General features: G+C 73.2%; 19 protein-coding genes. 9 read left to right on the top strand and 10 right to left on the bottom strand.

Features of this window, described 5'->3' with window-relative positions:
- The first annotated feature begins 26 nt into the window (after positions 1-26).
- Positions 27-1034 (top strand): endonuclease/exonuclease/phosphatase family protein, encoded by a 1008-nt coding sequence (locus tag FLX08_RS19320; RefSeq protein ID WP_142620269.1) that lies wholly within the window; start codon positions 27-29, stop codon positions 1032-1034.
- A gap of 1 nt (position 1035) precedes the next feature.
- Here FLX08_RS19320 and FLX08_RS19315 read toward each other — a convergent pair whose 3' ends face one another.
- Together FLX08_RS19315 and FLX08_RS19310 are read right to left on the bottom strand one after the other, a co-directional pair.
- Positions 1036-1623 (bottom strand): glycosyltransferase family protein, encoded by a 588-nt coding sequence (locus tag FLX08_RS19315; protein ID WP_208761535.1) that lies wholly within the window; start codon positions 1621-1623, stop codon positions 1036-1038.
- Complete coding sequence (locus tag FLX08_RS19310; protein ID WP_142620268.1) at positions 1620-2135, bottom strand: M48 metallopeptidase family protein; 516 nt, start codon at positions 2133-2135, stop codon at positions 1620-1622. The genes FLX08_RS19315 and FLX08_RS19310 overlap by 4 nt, the downstream gene beginning before the upstream one ends.
- Positions 2136-2335: 200 nt before the next feature.
- On the opposite strand from FLX08_RS19310, the gene FLX08_RS19305 reads away from it, so the two are divergent.
- Both FLX08_RS19305 and FLX08_RS19300 read left to right on the top strand, forming a co-directional pair.
- Positions 2336-3424: a ThiF family adenylyltransferase gene (locus FLX08_RS19305; RefSeq protein WP_142620267.1), complete on the top strand. Its 1089-nt coding sequence runs from the start codon at positions 2336-2338 to the stop codon at positions 3422-3424.
- 171 nt (positions 3425-3595) lie between these two features.
- On the top strand, positions 3596-4939 hold the full coding sequence (locus FLX08_RS19300; RefSeq protein ID WP_142620266.1) for an ABC1 kinase family protein: 1344 nt from the start codon (positions 3596-3598) through the stop codon (positions 4937-4939).
- Between the two features lie 10 nt (positions 4940-4949).
- On the opposite strand, the gene FLX08_RS19295 is transcribed toward FLX08_RS19300, so the two are convergent.
- The 5 genes from FLX08_RS19295 to FLX08_RS19275 form a co-directional block, all read right to left on the bottom strand.
- A complete protein-coding gene (locus FLX08_RS19295) occupies positions 4950-5348 on the bottom strand; it encodes a hypothetical protein (protein ID WP_142620265.1) in 399 nt (132 codons plus the stop codon).
- Between the two features lie 277 nt (positions 5349-5625).
- The gene (locus FLX08_RS19290) at positions 5626-5808 is read right to left on the bottom strand and encodes a hypothetical protein (RefSeq protein WP_142620264.1); all 183 of its coding nucleotides are present in this window, start codon (positions 5806-5808) and stop codon (positions 5626-5628) included.
- Between the two features lie 38 nt (positions 5809-5846).
- Positions 5847-6110 (bottom strand): WhiB family transcriptional regulator, encoded by a 264-nt coding sequence (locus tag FLX08_RS19285; protein WP_030507395.1) that lies wholly within the window; start codon positions 6108-6110, stop codon positions 5847-5849.
- 543 nt (positions 6111-6653) lie between these two features.
- Positions 6654-7550, bottom strand: a complete 897-nt coding sequence (locus FLX08_RS19280) for an acyl-CoA thioesterase (RefSeq protein WP_142620263.1) — start codon at positions 7548-7550, stop codon at positions 6654-6656.
- Between the two features lie 24 nt (positions 7551-7574).
- Positions 7575-9671: an ATP-dependent DNA helicase UvrD2 gene (locus FLX08_RS19275; RefSeq protein WP_142620296.1), complete on the bottom strand. Its 2097-nt coding sequence runs from the start codon at positions 9669-9671 to the stop codon at positions 7575-7577.
- A 75-nt stretch (positions 9672-9746) separates the two neighbouring features.
- Between FLX08_RS19275 and FLX08_RS19270 the strand changes: the two genes are divergently transcribed.
- Positions 9747-10784 (top strand): alpha/beta hydrolase, encoded by a 1038-nt coding sequence (locus FLX08_RS19270; protein WP_244312748.1) that lies wholly within the window; start codon positions 9747-9749, stop codon positions 10782-10784.
- Positions 10785-10860: 76 nt separating this feature from the next.
- Complete coding sequence (locus FLX08_RS19265) at positions 10861-11100, top strand: mycoredoxin (protein ID WP_142620262.1); 240 nt, start codon at positions 10861-10863, stop codon at positions 11098-11100.
- A gap of 1 nt (position 11101) precedes the next feature.
- On the opposite strand, the gene nudC is transcribed toward FLX08_RS19265, so the two are convergent.
- Positions 11102-12001 (bottom strand): NAD(+) diphosphatase, encoded by a 900-nt coding sequence (nudC, locus tag FLX08_RS19260; RefSeq protein ID WP_425280631.1) that lies wholly within the window; start codon positions 11999-12001, stop codon positions 11102-11104.
- Positions 12002-12129: 128 nt separating this feature from the next.
- Between nudC and FLX08_RS19255 the strand changes: the two genes are divergently transcribed.
- Genes FLX08_RS19255 through FLX08_RS19240 form a run of 4 tightly spaced genes read left to right on the top strand, consistent with a single transcriptional unit; the run spans position 12130 to position 17638 of the window.
- Entirely contained in the window at positions 12130-13311 is a 1182-nt protein-coding gene (locus tag FLX08_RS19255) for an ATP-grasp domain-containing protein (protein WP_142620260.1), read from the top strand.
- A complete protein-coding gene (locus FLX08_RS19250; protein ID WP_244312747.1) occupies positions 13296-14909 on the top strand; it encodes an IucA/IucC family protein in 1614 nt (537 codons plus the stop codon). The genes FLX08_RS19255 and FLX08_RS19250 overlap by 16 nt, the downstream gene beginning before the upstream one ends.
- Positions 14910-14912: 3 nt before the next feature.
- The gene (locus FLX08_RS19245) at positions 14913-16544 is read left to right on the top strand and encodes an IucA/IucC family protein (RefSeq protein ID WP_142620259.1); all 1632 of its coding nucleotides are present in this window, start codon (positions 14913-14915) and stop codon (positions 16542-16544) included.
- Positions 16541-17638: a type III PLP-dependent enzyme domain-containing protein gene (locus tag FLX08_RS19240; RefSeq protein ID WP_142620258.1), complete on the top strand. Its 1098-nt coding sequence runs from the start codon at positions 16541-16543 to the stop codon at positions 17636-17638. The genes FLX08_RS19245 and FLX08_RS19240 overlap by 4 nt, the downstream gene beginning before the upstream one ends.
- Here FLX08_RS19240 and FLX08_RS19235 read toward each other — a convergent pair.
- Both FLX08_RS19235 and FLX08_RS42165 read right to left on the bottom strand, forming a co-directional pair.
- On the bottom strand, positions 17635-18396 hold the full coding sequence (locus FLX08_RS19235; RefSeq protein WP_142620257.1) for an ABC transporter permease: 762 nt from the start codon (positions 18394-18396) through the stop codon (positions 17635-17637). The genes FLX08_RS19240 and FLX08_RS19235 overlap by 4 nt on opposite strands.
- Complete coding sequence (locus tag FLX08_RS42165; RefSeq protein WP_244312752.1) at positions 18383-18661, bottom strand: hypothetical protein; 279 nt, start codon at positions 18659-18661, stop codon at positions 18383-18385. Before FLX08_RS42165 ends, FLX08_RS19235 begins: the two co-directional genes overlap by 14 nt.
- Positions 18662-18800 lie beyond the last annotated feature (139 nt).

Raw genomic sequence — 18800 nt, 5'->3', positions numbered from 1 at the left:
TCCCGTCCGGTGGCTAGTGTCACCCCATGACCGAGCTGGACGTGGGCGGCGAGATCGTCTCTCCCCCACGCCGGAGGCTCCGGGTCTCCCCGATCCTGGCGTGGTTCGCGGTGGCGCCGTTCGCGGTCTGGGCGGCGGCCCGGCTCGCCGGGGCCGACGGCGCCGTCCCCCTTGGCGGAGTGGGCGTCGCGCTGATGACGGGCACGCCCTACGTCGCGGCCGCGTCGCTCCTGTCGGTGGCGATCGCGCTGGCCGCCCGGCGTGCGGCCGTGATCGCGGTGGCGGTGGCGGCGTCGGTGCTCCTGGCGGCCGTGGTCCTGCCCCGCGCGGCCGGCTCGGCCCCCACGGCCGCCGGGCCGTCGCTGCGGATCCTCACGGTCAACCTCTTCTTCGGCGCGGGCGACGCCGCGACCGTCGTGGACCTCGTACGCCGGCTCCGGCCGGACGTGCTCACCACCCAGGAGCTCACTCCCGAGGCCGTCGAGGCGCTGGACGCGGCGGGCGTGGCGCGCCTGCTGCCCTATCGGCACCTGGAGGACGGGCCCGGGCCCTCGGGCAGCGGGATCTACGCGCGTCACCCCCTCACCGCGGCGCCCGACTTCGTGCCCGAGGGCGGTCACCATATGCCGAGGGCCCGGCTCTCCCTGCCGTCCGGGCCGCCCGTGGAGATCGTCGACGTGCACACCCTCGCGCCGTTGAACGCTCCCTACGCGGCCCGGTGGGACGCCGATCTGGCGGCGCTCCCGGCCACGTCCCCCGGCGTCGTACGCGTCCTGGCGGGCGACTTCAACGCGAGCCTCGATCACGCCGCGCTGCGCGCGGTGCTCGGGCGGGGCTACGCGGACGCGGCCGGCGCGACCGGCGGCGGCCTGACCGCGACCTGGCCCGCCGACCGATGGTTTCCGCCGTTGATCACGATCGACCACGTGCTGTACGACCAGCGGGCGTCGGCCGTGCGCACCGGCGTCCACCGGGTGCCGGGCAGCGACCACCGGGCGTTCTTCGCCGAGCTCCGCCTGCCCCGGCAGTTGTAGATCAGCTCAGCAGAGCCCGGGTGTTGTCCCAGCCTTCGAGCCCCGGGTCGAGACGGGCCACGTCCTGCGGTTTCCTGAGCCGGTGCCAGCCGGGACCGGTGGCGACCATGCGGGGGCCCGGCGCACGGCGGCGCATCGCCGCGACGGCGTCGGGCTCGTCGAGGTCGGGCGCGGCCCACTCGGGGACCGGCAGGCGCGCCGCCACGGCGACGGCACCGCCGCCCTCGGCAGGGCAGACCGCGAGGTGGGCCCGCCCGAGCTCGCGGAACAGCTTTCCGATCAGCAGCGGCGGCAGGTCGGGGGCGTCGGCGCTGACGACCACGCCCTCCTCCGCGGTCTCGTCGCCGGCTGGCAGCACGGCGAAGGCGTCGGCGGGCGAGGCGATCCGCAGGACGGGCGTGCCCGGCCACGCGATGTCCTCAAGCCCCGGAACGCCGGCCGACAGGATCACCGGCCGCACGAGTTCGAGCCCCGCGACCATCTCATAGGTGTCCTCGGCCATCGCCGTCAGGAACTCGGCCGGGTCAACGCCGGGCGGAGCCGCGTCCGCCATGCCCGGAGTGACCAGCACCGCGACGACCCGGGTCAACACTCCTCCGGCGCGCCGTTGGCGGCCATCGAGAATCCTTCGAGGAAACCCCTGGCACGTTCCGCCCGCGGGTAGCGCTCCACGAGCGCCCAGAAACGCGGGCCGTGACTGGGCACGAGCAGGTGGACGAGCTCGTGCATGATGACGTAGTCGACCACCCAGGCCGGCATGCCCCGCAGCCGGGCCGACAACCTGATCGTGCCGTGGTCGGGGGTGCACGACCCCCACCTGTGCAGCTGGTTCTCCACCCAGCGGACACTTGCCGGCAGGGCCTTGCCGTCCAGATAGCGCGCCGAAAGCTCCGTCGCCCGTTCGAGCAGGTCGTCGTCGCTCGGGCGTCTTCGCTGCTCCTTGGCCGCAAGGCGGTCGAGCATGCGGCGTACCCACTGCTCCTCGTCGGTCGTGCTCAGACCAGCCGGAAGCAGCACGATGGTCTTGTCGCCATCGCGGTACGCGGAAACGGTTCGCCGCCGTCGTGCGCTCCGACGAACCTCGACTGTCTCGGGGGGCACATATGAAAGGTAGCCGACACGCGCCGAATTCCACAGGGGGTGGTACACGTTCTCCCTGGTCAATCGGGCGAACGTGACCTTGCGGGCGTGAAAGCTACGGGGTTGCGGATATTCACCGACCACGATCACCCCGGTAATTATCCACAGCCACGCTGGTATCGACGCCGCGCCCACCCGGCATATGGCAAGGTCTGGCGACTATGAGACCTCGCCTCAAGCCGGTCCTGCGCCGGATCGAACGGGACGGCCGCACGCTGCAGTTCGGCGTCCATCCGCTCCGGGCCGTCGTGCTGACCGGTGTCGAGCCGCCCGTGCGCCGCCTGATCGACGGCCTCGACGGCGCCCGCACCCTGCGGCAGGCGGTGGCGAGCAGCGGCCTCGACGAGGCGTCCGCCCTGGAGGTCGTCGCCCGGCTCGCCGCGCACGGCCTGATCGAGGACGCCGCGGCGCGGCCGGAGCCCCTCGCCGACCTGCCACTCGCCGAGCGCGACCGCCTCCGCCCCGACCTGGACAGGCTGGCGTTGACCTCCACCGACGGCGGCATGAGCGCGATGTCGGCGCGCCGAGCGGCCCGGATCCGCGTGTACGGCGCGGGCCGGGTCGGCGCACGGGTCGTCACGCTCCTCGCCGCGGCGGGAGCAGGGCACATCTGCGTGGTCGATCCCGGCACGGCCACCTGGGGCGACGTGGCCCCCGGCGGGCTCGGCCGCGCGGAGACGGGGACGACCCGCGAGGAGGCCGCCGTGCTCGCGGCCCGGCGGATCTCCCCCGCGGTCAACGCCTGGCCCGGGCGGGCCGCCTCCCGTCTGTCCGACGGCGGGGTACGCCCCGACCTGGTGATCCTCGCGCCCGCCGAGCCGCTCGACGCCACGCTGGTCCACGAAATCGTCGCCGAGGGGGTGCCCCACCTGCTGGTCTGCGCCTTCGAGGGACACGGCTCGGTGGGGCCCTTCGTCGTCCCCGGGCTCACCCCCTGCCTGCGCTGCCTCGATCTCGGCCGCCGCGACCGGGATCCGTCCTGGCCGCTCGTGGGCGCCCGGCTCGGGGGTTACCCGGCGGGTGAGATCGCCTGCGACGTGGTGCTGTCGTGCCTGGTCGCCGCGCAGGCGGCCGGTCAGGCTCTGGCCTATCTCGACGAGGGGCGCGTGCCCGGCGGCCTGCTGGAGGTGTCGCCCGGGTGGCGCTGGCGGCACCGCACCTGCGAGCCGCACCCCGACTGCGGCTGCGTCCCGAGCGACGCGACCGGCGCGGCGGCGACCCTGCCCCGCGCTCCCGGGCGGGCCGCGTGAACGGCCACAGACCACCCCGCTAACCAGCGGATACTCTCGTCACGGCAGTCGCGGTGTGACCAATCTCATAGACGGCGTATTCCTCCGCGAGGCTCGCGCCCTCCGGTGCCCTGGCGGCCGCTCGATCGGAAATTGTGGTCGAAAGCACTCTTCATCGCCGACAATGGTCGTGTGAGTGACCTTCCCCACCGCGCCGTGACCCGCTCGGCAAAGCTCGCGACACTCCCTCTCGGGTTCGCCGGCCGCACCGCGCTCGGACTGGGCAGGCGGCTCGGTGGCGCCTCCGCGGAGATCGTCGCCCAGGAGATCCAGAAGCGTACGGCCGACCAGGTCTTCAAGGTGCTCGGCGAGCTCAAGGGCGGGGCGATGAAGCTCGGTCAGGCACTTTCGATCTTCGAGGCGGCGCTGCCGCCCGAGATCGCCGGGCCCTACCGGGCGACGCTCACCCGCCTGCAGGACGCCGCGCCGCCGCTTCCGGCCGCCACCGTCCACCGGGTGCTGACCGAGCAGCTCGGCGACGACTGGCGGGAGAACTTCCTGGAGTTCGACGACCGGCCGAGCGCCGCGGCGTCGATCGGGCAGGTGCACCGCGCCGTGTGGCACGACGGCCGCCCGGTCGCCGTGAAGATCCAGTATCCGGGGGCGGGCAAGGCCCTGATCTCCGACTTCAACCAGCTCGCGCGGCTCGGCAAGCTCTTCGGCGCGCTGCTGCCCGGCCTGGACATCAAGCCGGTGCTGGCCGAGCTGAAGGAGCGGGTGGCCGAGGAGCTCGACTACCTGAAGGAGGCGGAGGCCCAGCAGGCGTTCGCCGAGGAGTTCCGCGACGACCCCGACTTCCACGTGCCCGCCGTGATCGCGGCCAACGAGCAGATCCTCGTCTCCGAGTGGATGACGGGCACCCCGCTCTCCCGGATCATCGCCGACGGCACCCAGGAGGAGCGCAACCACGCCGGTCTGCTGTTCGTCCGCTTCCTGTTCTGCTCCCCGGCCCGGGTCGGGATGCTGCACGCCGACCCGCACCCCGGCAACTTCTGGCTGCTGGAGGACGGGCGCCTCGGCGTGCTGGACTTCGGGGCGGTCAACCGCATGCCCGACGGCTACCCCGTCGCCTTCGGCAGGCTCACCCGCATCTTCAACCAGGGCGACATGGACACGGTCGTGCGCGGGCTCCGCGCGGAGGGCTTCATCCGCCCGCACATCGAGGTCGACGTCGACGCCCTGCGAGCCTTCCTCGCGCCGTACGTCGAGCCGACCCGGGTCGAGGAGTTCGCCTTCAGCAGGGAGTGGCTGCGGGAGCAGGCGGCGACCGTGGCCGACCTGCGGCCGAACAGCGTGGTCCGCCAGCTCAACCTGCCCGCGTCGTACGTGCTGATCCACCGCGTGCACGCGGCCGGCGTCGGCGTGCTGTGCCAGCTCGGCGCCACCGCCCGCTTCCGCGACGAGGTGGTGCGCTGGGTGCCCGGCTTCGCCGACGAGACGGGCGAATCCGAGGACAACGCGCTCGCCCTGACCTGAGCCTGCGGCGTTATCGGCCGCCCCGGCCCTCGCTCGTCTGCAGGTTCTGGTTGATGACGCAGCGCTTGATCCCTCTCTTGCAGTTGCCGTTGAGGGTGTTGGTGAAGACGCTGACGCTCGACACCTGCTGGACGCCCACGAATGTGACGGCGCTGTTGGCCGCGGGGGCGTTCACGTTGCGCCGGCCCCCGGATATCTGCTTGGGCGGGCTGTTGATGGCGGGCGCGTTCGAGGTGTTGGTGCCCCCGCTGGCCTGGGTCGCTCCGTCGCCGTGACCGCCGCCGTTCCCGTCGCCGTGGCGGGCCACCCGCGACGTCGCGGCGATCGGCGCGGCCTCGGCCTCCGGCATGACCGAACACCACAGTCCGGCGACGAGCGCGGTGACGGCGAGCCGTCGCGCAGCCGCCACGAGATCAAGCGCGCCTGACGTACGGTCGCCCATCCGAGTCCCACCCACCGCTCATGCACCACTTCGCCTGCCCCTGGTGACCATCCCGGCCCCGGCGGCGATCCGCCTCATACCCCGTGGTCCTCGCCCGCTCCCACGGCAGACGATCTTCTGTGCGTTCGGTGATCACATCTTTACGAGCGCGGCCTGCCCGGAAAACGGCCGAAGGCCCGGGCCGCTCTCCGGGCCCGGGCCTTCGTCATCGGTTCACATGGTCGGTCGTCGTGTCAGGCTCGCGTCACATGCGCGACAGCGCGGAGCTCAGCCGCCGGGACGCGCGCTCGGCCTGCCGGCGTGCCCTCTGCACGCTCCTGATCCGGCCGGCCAGCCGCTCCTCCGCAGCTTCGCGGTGGAGCGTTCGTATTCGCTCGTACGCCAGTTCTTGATGCAGATACAGGGCGGTGGTCGGGGAGATGCTCATCTGGATCGGTTCCTTCCGGAAATTGCTGTGGTTGCTGGTCAGGCGGCGACAGGGGACTTACGCGGGCGCCCACGGGGGCGCTTGCGGGGTACGACGACCCCCCTCAGGATGAGCTCCCCGCCCCAGACGCCCCACGGCTCCTCGCGCTCCAGCGCGCGGGCCAGGCAGGCCTTCTGGATCGGGCAGCCGCCGCAGAGCGCCTTGGCGAACTCCACGTCCTCGGGAGACTCGGCGAACCACAGGTCGGGTTCGGTACGACAGGGGATTTCGGCTTCGATCAGGTCCATGACCGGGGCCGCCATCTGCGTCACCTCTTTGAATGGTTTGGTCTGGTTGTCCTCGTTGTGGGGTGTGGATTCGTGGCCGACAAACAAGAAGGCCGCGGATCCTGGGTGGGATCCGCGGCCCGGAGATGGAGACCTAGTCAGGGTATGACTGGTCCTCTCCAGGCATCGTGCGGACCCTGCGCACCTCCGCGAGCGGCGGTGCGGATCTGCTCATCGCCCATCGGCCGGTTCACGTAAACCGGTCGCTGGACGGGGTTGCGGTGGCTGGCCAGGCTGCTGCGGCGACCGGCCAGGCCGGCGAACGCGCCGAAGGCGGCCGAGCCCGCGGCTCCGGTCACCGGAGCCAGGGCAGAGGCGGCCTCGCCACGCCGCAGTTTCGGCATGACAATGGCGGCCGGGCATGCGGAGGCGAGCCACAGCGTGCGGGACGTCGTAATGTTCCTCACTGGACTCACCTCCATTTCAGTGCGATCTCGCCGGACCGAAGCGTCCGGCTGACTTGTCCAAGACCCTAAACCGCTGCGGCAGGGTGGGCAACCTATTTTCTACCTGCGATTTTCACGACTTCGTGACATCGGAGTGCAACGCCGGCGACACCCGGATAAGGCACTCCTGGACCACGGACACGGCCAGTTCCCCGGCGGCGGTGAACATCTGCCCGCGGGCGAGCCCGCGCGCCGATCCCGACCAGGGCGACTCCTGGGCGTACAGCAGCCATTCGTCGGCCCGGAAGGGCCGGTGGAACCACATTGCGTGGTCGAGCGACGCGCCGGACACCGCCGAGGACCCCCAGGCCAGGCCGTGGGCCAGCAGCACGGTGTCGACGAGCGTGAAGTCGCTGGCGTAGGCCGCGAGCACGACGTGCAGCAGCGGGTCGTCGGGCAGGTCGGCGTCGTAGCGGAACCAGACGTTGTTCTCCGGGGTGACCAGGGCGGGGTCGTGGGCCGCCTCCCACGTCAGCGCGTTCACGTAGCGCGCGTCCACCGGTCGCGGCTTGGCCAGCAGCTCGCGCCAGCCCGGCTCGTCGCCCACGACGTCGAGCATCCGCTCCTGGAAGGTCGGCAGCGTCTCGGGGTCCGGCACCTGCGGCATGCGCACGGCCTGGTGGCTCACGCCCGGCTCCTCGATGTGGAACGACGCCGACATCGAGAAGATCGCCTTGCCGTGCTGGATCGCCGTGATGCGCCGGGTGGTGAACGACCGCCCGTCGCGCACCCGCTCGACGTTGTAGACGATCGGGACGGCCGGGTCCCCCGGCCGGATGAAGTAGGCGTGCAGCGAGTGGACCATCCGGTCGGACGGCACCGTACGGCCGGCCGCCACGAGCGCCTGCGCCGCCACCTGGCCGCCGAAGACCCGCTGGATGCGCTCCTCCGGGCTGCGTCCCCGGAAGATGTCGAGCTCGATCGGTTCGAGGTCGAGCAGGTCCAGCAGCTCCTTCAGGGCCGAGTTCACGGCAGCCTCCAGCACACGCGGGTATTACTCGTCAGTAACACTACCGGCGCCGCGGCAGAGCTCCAGGACCGCGTCGCCGTACCGCTCAAGTTTGACGCGTCCGATTCCGGCGATCGCGAGCAGGTCCTCCTCTGAGGCGGGCGCCCGCTCGGCGATGGCCTGGAGGGTGACGTCCGTGAAGACGACGTACGCGGGGACCTTCTGCTCCTTCGCCTCCGCCGTGCGCCACGCCTTGAGGCGTTCGAGCAGGGCCTCGTCGTAGTCCGCGGGGCAGGTCGCGCAGCGGCCCAGCTTCTGCTCGGCCGCGGCAGAGAGCGTCTTGCCGCAGATCCGGCAGTGCAGCGGCGCCGCCGACCGCTTCGCCCGGCCGCCGGAGCCCCCCGGCCGCTCGGCCCTGGCCACGCTCGCCGTACGCGGGGACAGCCCGTCGAGGAAACGCGACGGCCTCCGGGAACGGCGGCCCCCCGGCGAGCGGGCGAGCGCCCACGACATGTGCAGGTGCTCGCGGGCCCGGGTGATCCCGACGTACAGCAGCCGGCGCTCCTCCTCGATCTGGTCCGGCGTCTCCGCGTAGACGATCGGGACCATGCCGTCGGTGAGGCCGACGAGGAAGACCGCGTCCCACTCCAGGCCCTTGGCGGCGTGCAGGGAGGCGAGCGTCACGCCCTCGACCGGCGGCGCGTGCTGCTCCATGGCCCTGCGCTCCAGCTCGCCGACGAACCTGGGCAGGTCGGCGCCCTCGGCCGCCATGTCCTCGGCCAGGTCGGCGAGCGCCTTGAGCGACTCCCACTTCTCCCTGGCCTTGCCGCCCCCGGGCGGCTCGGCGGTCAGCCCGATGCCCGACAGGATCGCGTGCACGGCGGGCGCGAGCGGCTCGTCGGCCGACGACCGGGCCGCGCCGCGCAGCAGCACCACGGCCTGGCGCACCTCGGGGCGCTCGAAGAACCGCTCCGCCCCGCGCAGCAGATAGGGCACGCCGGCGTCGGTGAACGCCTGCTCGTACGCCTCCGACTGGGCGTTGACCCGGAACAGCACGGCGATCTCGCGGGTGGGCACACCGTCGGCCATCAGTTTCTTGACCGTGAGCGCGACGCCGAGGGCCTCGGCCTGCTCGTCGTCATACTCGGTGAAGACCGGCTCGGGACCGTCGGGCCGCTGGGCGACCAGTTCCAGCCGGTGGGGCGAGCGCGCCATCACGCGGTTGGCCAGCGTCACCACCTGCGGGGTCGAGCGGTAGTCGCGCACCAGCCTGATCACGGCCGCCGAGGGGTGCTCGACGGCGAAGTTGGTCAGGTAGTGGGGCGTCGCGCCGGTGAACGAGTAGATCGTCTGGTTGGGGTCGCCCACCACGCACACGTCGTCGCGCCCGCCGAGCCAGGTGTCGAGCAGCAGCTTCTGCAGCGGGTTGACGTCCTGGAACTCGTCGACCACGAAATAGCGGTACTGCTGGCGGATCTGCGCCGCGACCTCGCGGTGCTCGGTCATCACGGCCGCCGTGAGCTCCAGGATCGTCTCGAAGTCGATCAGGTTGCGCTGGCGGCGCAGGCTCTCGTACCCCTCGTACAGCCGGGCCACCTCCTCGGGCGCGATCGGCGGCGTGCGCCGCGCCTTGGCCGCGGCGGCGGGGTAGTCCTCGGGGCCGACCTGGGTGACCTTCGCCCACTCGATCTCGCTCGCGACGTCGCGCAGCTCGCCGCGGTCGGGGTTCCTGCGCAGGCGCCTCGCCGCCTCCACGAGCAGCGGCAGCTTCGACTCGACCACCTGCGGCGGGTCGCCGCCGATCACGCGCGGCCAGAAGTAGCTGAGCTGGCGCAGGGCCGCCGCGTGGAACGTGCGGGCCTGCACGCCGGCCGCCCCGAGGCCGCGCAGCCGCTGCTTGAGCTCGGCCGCCGCTCGGGTCGTGAAGGTCACGGCGAGCACGCCCTGCGGCTCGACGACCCCGGTGTGCACGGCGTACGCGATGCGGTGCGTGATGGCGCGGGTCTTGCCGGTCCCCGCGCCGGCGAGCACGCACACCGGTCCGCGCACCGCCTGGGCGACCTCGCGCTGCTCGGGATCCAGACCGTCGAGGACGTCCAAGGAGGAGCTCCCAACATGCGTTGCGGACGTTGTTACTGGCATCATCCTTCCAGCAGCCGGCCGAGCATGTCCCGGGGACCGGTCGGCGCACGACGCTACATCGGGGAGGAACACACCGTGGCCACCGCGGTCCGAACTGCTTTAGGCATGGGCGCCGCCGCCCTCGCCACCCTCGCCCTCGCCTCGCCGGACGCCCAGGCGGCCACCCCGGCAGGCTCCCCCGCCCATCGCCCCTCCGCTTCCCCCAACCCCTCCGCGACGCACTCCGGCGCCTCCTCCGGCCGGCCCACCGCCGGGTCCTCCGCCTCGCCCTCCGCGAGCCCGTCGCCCTCGCCGTCCCCGTCGGCCTCGCCCTCGTCGGCGCCCACCCCGCCGGACGCGCGCATCCGCACCTACGCGTACGGCTCGCACGCGCGGCAGACCATGGACGTGTGGTGGCACACCGCCGGGCCGCGGCGCCCGGCCGTCTTCGTCATCCACGGCGGCTGGTGGTCCGGGGGCGACAAGAAGTACATGAAGTCGATCAGCCGCAGCTACTTCCAGCTCGGCTACACGGTCGTGAACCTCGACTATCGGCTGTCGGGCGACGCGGCCTGGCCGGCGCAGCGCACCGACGTGCTGACCGCTGTCAACGCCGTGCGCAGGCACGCGGCGATGTTCAACACCGACCCCGGCCGCTACGTCCTGGTCGGGTTCTCCGCGGGCGGCCACCTCGCCGCCGCCGTCGGCGCGTACGGCGACGGCCGGCCGGGCCTGCGCGGCGTCGTCGGGATCTCCCCGCCCGTCTCGCCGCTGTCGGCGTTCGCGGACGGCAGCGCGTTCGGCACCGAGGAGCAGCAGAAGCTGCGCAAGGCGGCGATCAAGCTGGCCGGCGGCTGCACGCCCGCCAAGTGCCCGAGCGTCTGGTCGAGCATGGAGGTGCCGTTCCACGCCTCGCCCGGCGACCCGCCGATGCTCGCCTTTCACTCCTCCGAGGAGTTCGTCCCGCCCTACCAGAGCGAGATGCTCAAGGAGGCGCTGGCGAGCGTCGGGGTCCGGATGACCGTCAAGACGATGGCCGGCACCCAGCACAGCGCCCCGCTCTACCGCGAGCCGGGGGTCGCCGAGACCGTCCAGAACTGGATCGTCGCCCGGCTGGGACGCGTCGCCGGATAACCGGGAACATGCGGCGCGCTCACGATGTTGCCATGACTGCTCTCGGCAACAGTGATGCGCACGGAAGGGACGACAGATGGCGCTGACGGTTTACACCACGAGCTGGTGCGGCCCCTGCAAGCGGCTGAAGAGCCAGCTCACCCGGGAGGGCATCGTCTTCAGCGAGGTGGACATCGAGCAGCACCCGGACGCCGCGGACTTCGTCGCGAGCGTGAACAACGGCAACCAGGTCGTCCCCACCGTGGTCGCGGACTGCCACACCATGACCAACCCCTCCGTCGCCGAGGTGAAGCGGCACCTCGAAGGCGCCTGCTGACTCACCACTCGGTGTCGGGGATCGGCTCCCCATACCAGGTCTCGATCAGCCGCCGGGCGATCGAGACCTGGCCGGGCAGCACCAGGTCGCCCGAACGCACCTGGCTCTCCAGCTCCTCCCGGGACAGCCAGCGGGCCTCGGCGATCTCCTCCAGGTCCGGACGCAGGTCGGTGGTGACGGCACGGGCGAAGAAGCCGAGCATCAGGCTGCGCGGGAACGGCCAGGGCTGGCTGCCGAGATAACGCGGCGCGGTGACGGCGACGCCCACCTCCTCCAGGACCTCGCGGACCACCGCGTGCTCCAGCGACTCCCCCGGCTCCACGAACCCGGCGAGCACCGACATCCGGCCCTGGGGCCACTCCGGGCCGCGCGCGAGCAGGATGCGGCCCTCGTCGTCGTGCACCAGCATGATCACCGCGGGGTCGACGCGCGGGAAGTGCTGGCTGCCGTCGCGCGGGCACACCCGCATGTGGCCCGACGCGGTCACGTCGGTACGGCTGCCGCACCTCGGGCAGTATTCGTGGCTCGCGTGCCACGCCTCCAGGGCCACCGCGTAGACGAGCAGCCCGGCGTCGCGGTCGTCCAGCAGCACCGCGGCCTCCCGCAGGCCCGCCACGTCGCCCTCCGGCAGCGGCGCGTTGACGGCGAAGTAGGGCACGCCGTCCTCGTCCACGCCCAGCAGATAGCGGGTGCCCTCCGGCGCCTCGGCCGGCGAGGTGAGCACCAGGGCCGCGCCGTCGGTGAAGCGGCGGACCAGGGTGCGGCCGTCGTGGACGAAGAGGACCCGCGTCTTCTCCGCCTCCCACGCCCGGCGCAGCCATTCCTCGTCGCCCCGCAGGGCCGCCGATCGGTCGATGGCGCTGCGCGCCAGGAGCAGGGGTCCGAGCAGTCCGTCCGCGATTTCCACGCCGTCATCCTTCCACTGGCGCCGCTCCGGCAATCTCCCCGCCCTTTCCCGTTCGCCGGTCAAATGATCGGGCTCCCGGTTAGGATGCGCTCACTTAGGTTAGCCTTACCTATGGAGGGCCGGTGCGGCTGTACCTCACCACGCTCAACCCGACCGATTCGGTGACCGGCGGGTTCCTCCCCGCCGCGGCCGCGCTGGGCTGGGACGTGACGATACTCACCGACCAGCCTGATCGGTATCCGGGCCACGACGTCGTGGCGGCGGACGTCCGCGACTTCCGGGCCGTGATCGACGCGGTGGCCGCCCACCACCGGCCCGACGTCATCTTCTCCAACTCCGACCATCTCCAGGCCGCGACCGCGCTCGCCGCCGAGTATTTCGGCCTGCCCGGCAAGGACTGGCGGGCCTGCGTCACCGCCAAGGACAAGGCGCTCACCCGCCGCGCCCTCGCCGCCGTCGAACCGGTCGGGTCCGTACGGATCCCTCCCGGCGCGGACCTGCCTGAGGGTTTGCCGGAGGGCCTGCCGTACCCGGTGGTGGTCAAGCCCGCGCAGGGCGTGGCCAGCGAGGACGTCGTGCTGGTGGACGGCCCGGACGCGCTGGCCGCCGCCGTCGCGGCGGCACGGGAGCGGCGGCCGGGGGAGGTCCTGGTCGCGGAGGAGTTCCTCGACGGGCCGGTGCGCACGCTGGAGACGCTCGGCGACGGCGAGACCCGGCATGTGCTGGGCGGATTCGCCACCACGCTCGGCCCGCTGCCGCACTTCGTGGAGGAGCGTCTCGACTGGCGGCCCCCCGACGCGGACCACCTGGCCCATCTCGGCGCGGCACTCGACGCGGCCGGGATCGGCTTCGGCGCGTGCCACACCGAATATGCCGTCACCCGCGACGGCCCCCGCGTCATCGAGATCAACTATCGGCTGATCGGCGACAACTGCGACCTCCTGCTCGCGGACCTGCTCGGCGTGCCGCTGCACGAGTGGATCCTGCGCGTCCACGCGGGCGAACCGGTGTCCTCCTTCGACCTCGACGGCATGCGCGCGGCGTGCGGAGCGGCGTACGGGTCCGTGGTGAGCCTCGTGGCCGAGCGCTCCGGCACGGTCGCCGCCGCGCCGCCGGACCTGTCCTCGGAGAAGGACGGCGTGCGGCTCTGGCACCGGGCGCTGCGCGAGATCGGCGATCATGTCGAGGTGACGGGCACGAACCGCGACTACCTCGGCCTGCTCCGCGCCGTCGGCCCGGACCACGCGAGCGTGGACGCCGCGATCGGCACGTTCAGGAAGGAGCACCCTTGGGTGCTCGCATGATCCCGGCGGCGCACGACCAGGCCACCGAGCGGGAGCGCTATCTGGCCGCGCGGGTGCTGAACGCCCTGCTGCGGGAGGACTACGCCGGGATCTCGGCCAGGGTCACCCACGACAAGGACGGGGTCGCGATCGTGCTCGCCTCGGGGCGGCGGGTGGGGCTCGCCCCGGGCAGTCCGTTCCAGGACTTCGCCACGGCCCCGCACGAGCGCCTGCGCCTGGCGGAGGTGCTGGAGACGCTGAAGGCCGTCGCCCACCCCGCCGACGCCGAGGGGGTCGCCGCCTTCGAGCGGGAGTGCCACGACGCGCTCGCGGCCCTGGACGCCCACCACCGCATGCGCGGCGAGGTGACCCGGCGGCTGCGCGGGCGTCGCGGCCTCATCCGGTACGAGTCGCTGGCCGCGGCCGTGGACCACCCGCTCTATCCGACGGCCCGCGCCCGCCTCGGGCTCTCCCCCGGCGACCTGGCGGCGTACGCGCCCGAGTTCGCCCCGGAGTTCGCGATGCGGTGGGCGGCGGCGCCGCGCGAGCGGGTGACGCTCTCGCGGCCGGGTCTTCCCCGCTGGTGGCCGGCGCCGCGTGACGTGGGGCTGCCGCCCGGTCTGGCCCGCACGCACGTGCTCCTTCCCGTCCATCCGCTGACGGAGCCGCTGGTGTCCGGGCTTCCCGGGCTGGTCGCGGGACCACGGCCCTGTCTGGTCGTACGCCCGACCCTGTCGACCCGTACGGTCGAGGTGGCCGAGCGCGTCCATCTCAAGGTGCCCCTCCCGGCCAGCACGCTGGGCCTGCGCAACCGCCGGTCGATCAAACCGGGGACCCTGCGTGACGGCGCGCTGGCCGAGTCGCTGCTGCGCGCGGTCCTGGCGCGCGAACCCGGCCTGCGGGTCACGGTCGCGGACGAGCAGACCTACGGGCACGCGGAACACGAATACCTGGGCTGGCTCGTCCGCGACCTGCCGGAAGGGCAGATCGTGCCGGTCGCCGCCCTGCTCGCGCCGCTGCCCGGCGAGGGCGGGCGGCTCGTCCTGCACGAGGTGGCCGGGCGCCATTACGGCGGCGACGCGGAGGCGCTGCTGCGCGACTACCTCGCGGCGCTGCTCGCGTGGAACGTCACGCTCTTCGTCCGGTACGGCGTCGCGCTGGAGGCCCACCAGCAGAACCTCGCGCTGGTGTTCGGCGACGGGCCCATGCGACTGCTGGTCAAGGACAACGACGGGCTGCTCGCCTCGCCCCGGCGGCTGCACGCGGCGGGAATCGAGCCGCCCGGCTTCGGCGACGAGCGCATGCTGACCGACGACCCGTACGCGCTCGCCGACGTCTTCGTGACGATCACCCTGCACCTCGCCGCCATGGCGGTGGCCCACGGCGCGCTGCCCGGGTCCGCCGCCACGCTCGTCGCACGGGCGCTGACGGCCGCGCTGGAGCCGTACGGGGACGACCCGATGGCCCGGCTGCTGCGGGCGCGCACGCTGGAGGCCGCCCGCCTCACCGGCAAATCGATGGTCGTCGCCGGGACGCTCGTGGCCAAGGACCGCACCAGGGCCGGGGACGTCAACAAGTTCTACGGCACGACCGGTCCCAACTATCTGAGGGGTGCCTGACGCATGGACGGCCTGCTCCTCGACAATCACACCCGGGATCCGCACGCCGCCCTGGCCGAGGAGACGGCGCTCGGGGCGCTGCTGCGCTGCTGGCTGCGCGAGGTCGCCGGCCCTCGTGGGCACGTGCGCGCCGCGGGACCCCACCTCACGCTCCGCGTGGCGGGAACGCCGGTGCGCGTCCGCGTCCGCGGCGGCATCGCGCTGCGCTTCGACGGCCCGCCCGAGCACCTCGTGGAGGGACGCTGGCGGCCCCTCGATCTGTCCTCGCTCGTCGCGCTGGTGGAGCAGGAACTCGACGGGGGCAACGAGGAGTTCGCCGCCCAGGTGCGGGCCGGGCGGGACGTGGTCGCCGCGATCCTGGCCGCCCGCGCGCGGGCCGTGCCGCCCGCCGACCCGTGGCTCGCCTCCGAGCAGGCCCTCGTGGCCGGGCACCCGTTTCACCCCGCTCCGAAGGCGCGCTCGGGGGACGACTGGCCGGACTACGCGCCCGAGACGCACGCGCGGTTCGCGCCGCGGCTGCTCGGGGTGCGCGCCGACCTGGTGACGGAGGAAGGCGACACGACGGCGCTCGACGCGTTCGGGGACGCGCCGGAGGGATATGTCCCGCTGCCCGCCCATCCCTGGCAGCTCGGCCTGCTGGCCGCCGAGCTGCGCGGGCCGTTCGCGGACGGGCGGCTGGTCGACCTCGGGCCCGGCCCCCGCGCGGTCGTGCCCACGTCGTCGGTCCGGACGGTGTATGACCCCGGCACCGGCATGTGCCTGAAGTTCAGCCTCGACGTGCGCATCACCAACTGCGTACGCAAGAACGCCTGGTATGAGCTGTGCGGCGCGGTCGAGCTGACCCGGCGGCTCGCTCCCGTCTTCGAACGGCTGGCCCGGTGTTTCCCCGGCACGCGGTGGCTGCCGGAGCCCGGCTACCGGTCCGCCGCGCTCGGCACCCGGCTGTTGGAAGGGCTCGGGGTGATCGTGCGTACCGGCCCGTGGGCCGTGTGCGGGCCGGGGATCACCCCGGTGCTCGCCGGCGCCCTGGCCGCCGGCGCGGACGGGGTGCCCGAGGCCGTCCTGGCCCGCCGTACGGCCGATCCTGTGGCGTGGTGGGGGGCGTACGTCGAGCGCGTGGCGTTCCCGGTGCTCGACGCCTTCTTCCGGCACGGGGTCGTGCTCGAAGCGCATGTGCAGAACGTGCTCGTCGGATTCGACGCCGCCGGGTGGCCGGTCGAGGCCGTCTTCCGCGACCTGGAGGGCACCAAACTGGTCGCCGGACGGCACGACCTGACCGGCGTGCCGGGCGAGGTGGCCGCCCCTCTGTCGTACGACGCCGCGCGGGGCTGGAACCGGGTCGCCTACTGCCTGTTCGTCAACCATCTGGCAGAGGTCGCCGCGACGGTGGCCGGCCCGGACGACGCCGTCCTGCGCGCGTTGTGGGCGGCCGCCCGGGAGGTTTTGAGCCGTCTTATGGAGGACCACGCCCCCGGCCCGGCCGGACCGCTGACCCGGGTGCTGGCCGGGGCGCCGCTGCCGGCCAAGGCCAACCTGGGCGTGCGCTGGGCGAGGGCGGCCGACCGGACCGCCGGATATGTCCCCGTCCCGAACCCGCTCCGCGTGCACCGCCTGGCGGAAGGAGAGCGCCGATGAGCATCGAGGTCCCGGCGGGCGTGCGGAAGGTCGCCGAGTCGTTGGACGACGTCCCCGCCTACGTCTACGACCTGGCCGGGCTCGACCGTCACGCGGCCGGCGTGCGGGCCGCCCTGGCGGGCACGCAGATCTGCTACGCCGTCAAGGCCAACCCCGACCCCGAGGTGCTGCGGGTGCTCGCGCCGCACGTGGACGGCTTCGAGGTCTCCTCCGGGGGCGAGTTCGCGCACATCAGGGCGGCGCTGCCGGAAGTCCCGCTGAGCTTCGGCGGGCCGGGCAAGACCGGCGCGGAGCTGGCCCTCGCCCCCTCGGCGTATCGCTGGCACGTCGAGAGCCCGGCCGAGCTGCGGCGGATGCGCGAACCGGCCGACGTGCTGCTGCGGGTCAACCTCGACGTGCCCGTCACCGGCGCGGCGCTCGCGATGGGCGGCGGCGCCACGCCGTTCGGCATGGACCCCGCCGGGGTCGCCGAGTGCCTGGCCCTGCTCGGGTCCTCGCCGGTGCGGCTGCGCGGCATCCACGCCCACCTCGCGAGCGGTCTCGCCGCCCCCGGCCTGCTCGCGCTCGCCGAGGCCGTCCTGACGTACGGCAGGAGCCTCGGGCTGCGCGAGTTCAACCTGGGCGGCGGCATGGCCGTCTCCTACACCCGTCCAGAGGAGCGGTTCGACTGGGCGGCGTACGGCGCGGGCCTGCGGGCGCTGGCCCGGCCCGGCGAGACGCTGCGCGTGGAGCCCGGACGCGCCCTGACGGCCTACTGCGGGTGGTATCTGACGACGGTGCTCGACGTGAAGCGCGTCCACGGGGAGCGCTTCGCCGTCCTGTCCGGCGGCACCCACCACCTGCGGACCCCGGTCACCAAGGGCCACGACCAGCCGTTCGTGGTGCTCCCGAGGGGTGAGGACGGCGAGGACGGCCCGGTGACCCTGGTGGGGCGGCTCTGCACCCCCAAGGACGTCTTCGCCCGCCGGGTCACCGCCTCACTCGCCGTCGGCGACGTCGTGGCCTTCGCCATGGCCGGCGCGTACGCCTGGAACATCTCCCACCACGACTTCCTCATGCACCCGAAGCCCGAGTTCCACTACCTGCCGGGTTAGAGCGCCACCAGCCGTCCGCTGCGTCCCCTCAGACGTCCCACCGCCAGGGCGCCGCAGGCCAGCGCGACGACGAGGAGCACCCCGCACACCTCCGCCACGGTCGCCGCGTCGCCGGAAAGGGCGGCGCGCAACCCGCGAACGGCCCAGTAGCCGGGAGAGACGGGGGCCGCGACCGCGACCCAGTGCGGCAGCTCACCGAGCGGAACGAGCGCACCGCCGAGACTGCTGAGCAGCATGCCGCCGATGTCGTACGCGGCCGACAGCTCGCCCAACCCGCGTACGAGCACGCCGAGCAACGCGCCGAGGGCGAGCAGGGTGGAGCTCCAGCAGAGCAGGACGCCAAGCAGAAGCGCCGGATGCGGCACCCGCAGGCCCAGGACCCACACGCCGAAGGCGATGACGAGCAGTTGCTGGGCGAGCAGGGCGGCGAAGACGGGCACGGCCTTGCCCACGAGAATCTCCGCGGGACGCAGCGCCGTGCCGCGCAGGCGGTCCCAGGTGCGGCCGAGCCTCTCGGTGAGGATCGCGCTGCCGGAGATGCCGAGCGCGAGCAGCGAGAAGGTCACCAGCGTGCTCACGACCGCCTGCTCCGTGCCCGCCGCTTCGCCCTGCGCCGCCGTGTAGAGCGGGCGCAGCAGGGCGAGGAAGGCGAGCGGCAGGATCATCCGGCTCAGCAGGGGGCCGGGCTCGCCCCGCATCAGCAGCAGGTTGTGACGTATCAGCACGCCGACGCGGCGCACCGACTCACCCGACCGCATCGCGCACCTCCCCGTCCTGCTCCGAGAACGCGGCTTCCAGCGAGCGGTAGAGGTCGTCCAGGCCGGGCCGCCGCACGTCGACGGAGACGGGCGTGCGGCCCGACGCGAGCAGCGCGGCGAGGTCGGCGCCGGGGTCCGTGGTCGGCAGGCGCAGCTCCGGCTCGCCCGGGTCGTCGAAGGTGACCCGCAACTCGCCCGGCAGGTCTCGGGTGAGCTCCTGCTGGGAGCCACGCGCGATGACGCGTCCGGCACGGGCGAGCGCCACCGTCGCGTCCAGATCGACGAGCTCCGGCAGATAGTGGGTCGTGTAGAGGACGGCGGCCCCCGCCTCGGCGCGGGCCCTGACCGCGGCCAGCAGGGCCGCCCGCGCAGCCCGGCGAGTCCCGCGAACAGCCGCAGGTGCT

The organism is Microbispora hainanensis (assembly GCF_006874475.1).
Taxonomy (GTDB): domain Bacteria; phylum Actinomycetota; class Actinomycetes; order Streptosporangiales; family Streptosporangiaceae; genus Microbispora; species Microbispora hainanensis.
Note: the sequence above shows the minus strand (reverse complement) of the source record. Positions and strands in the feature narration are given on the sequence as shown.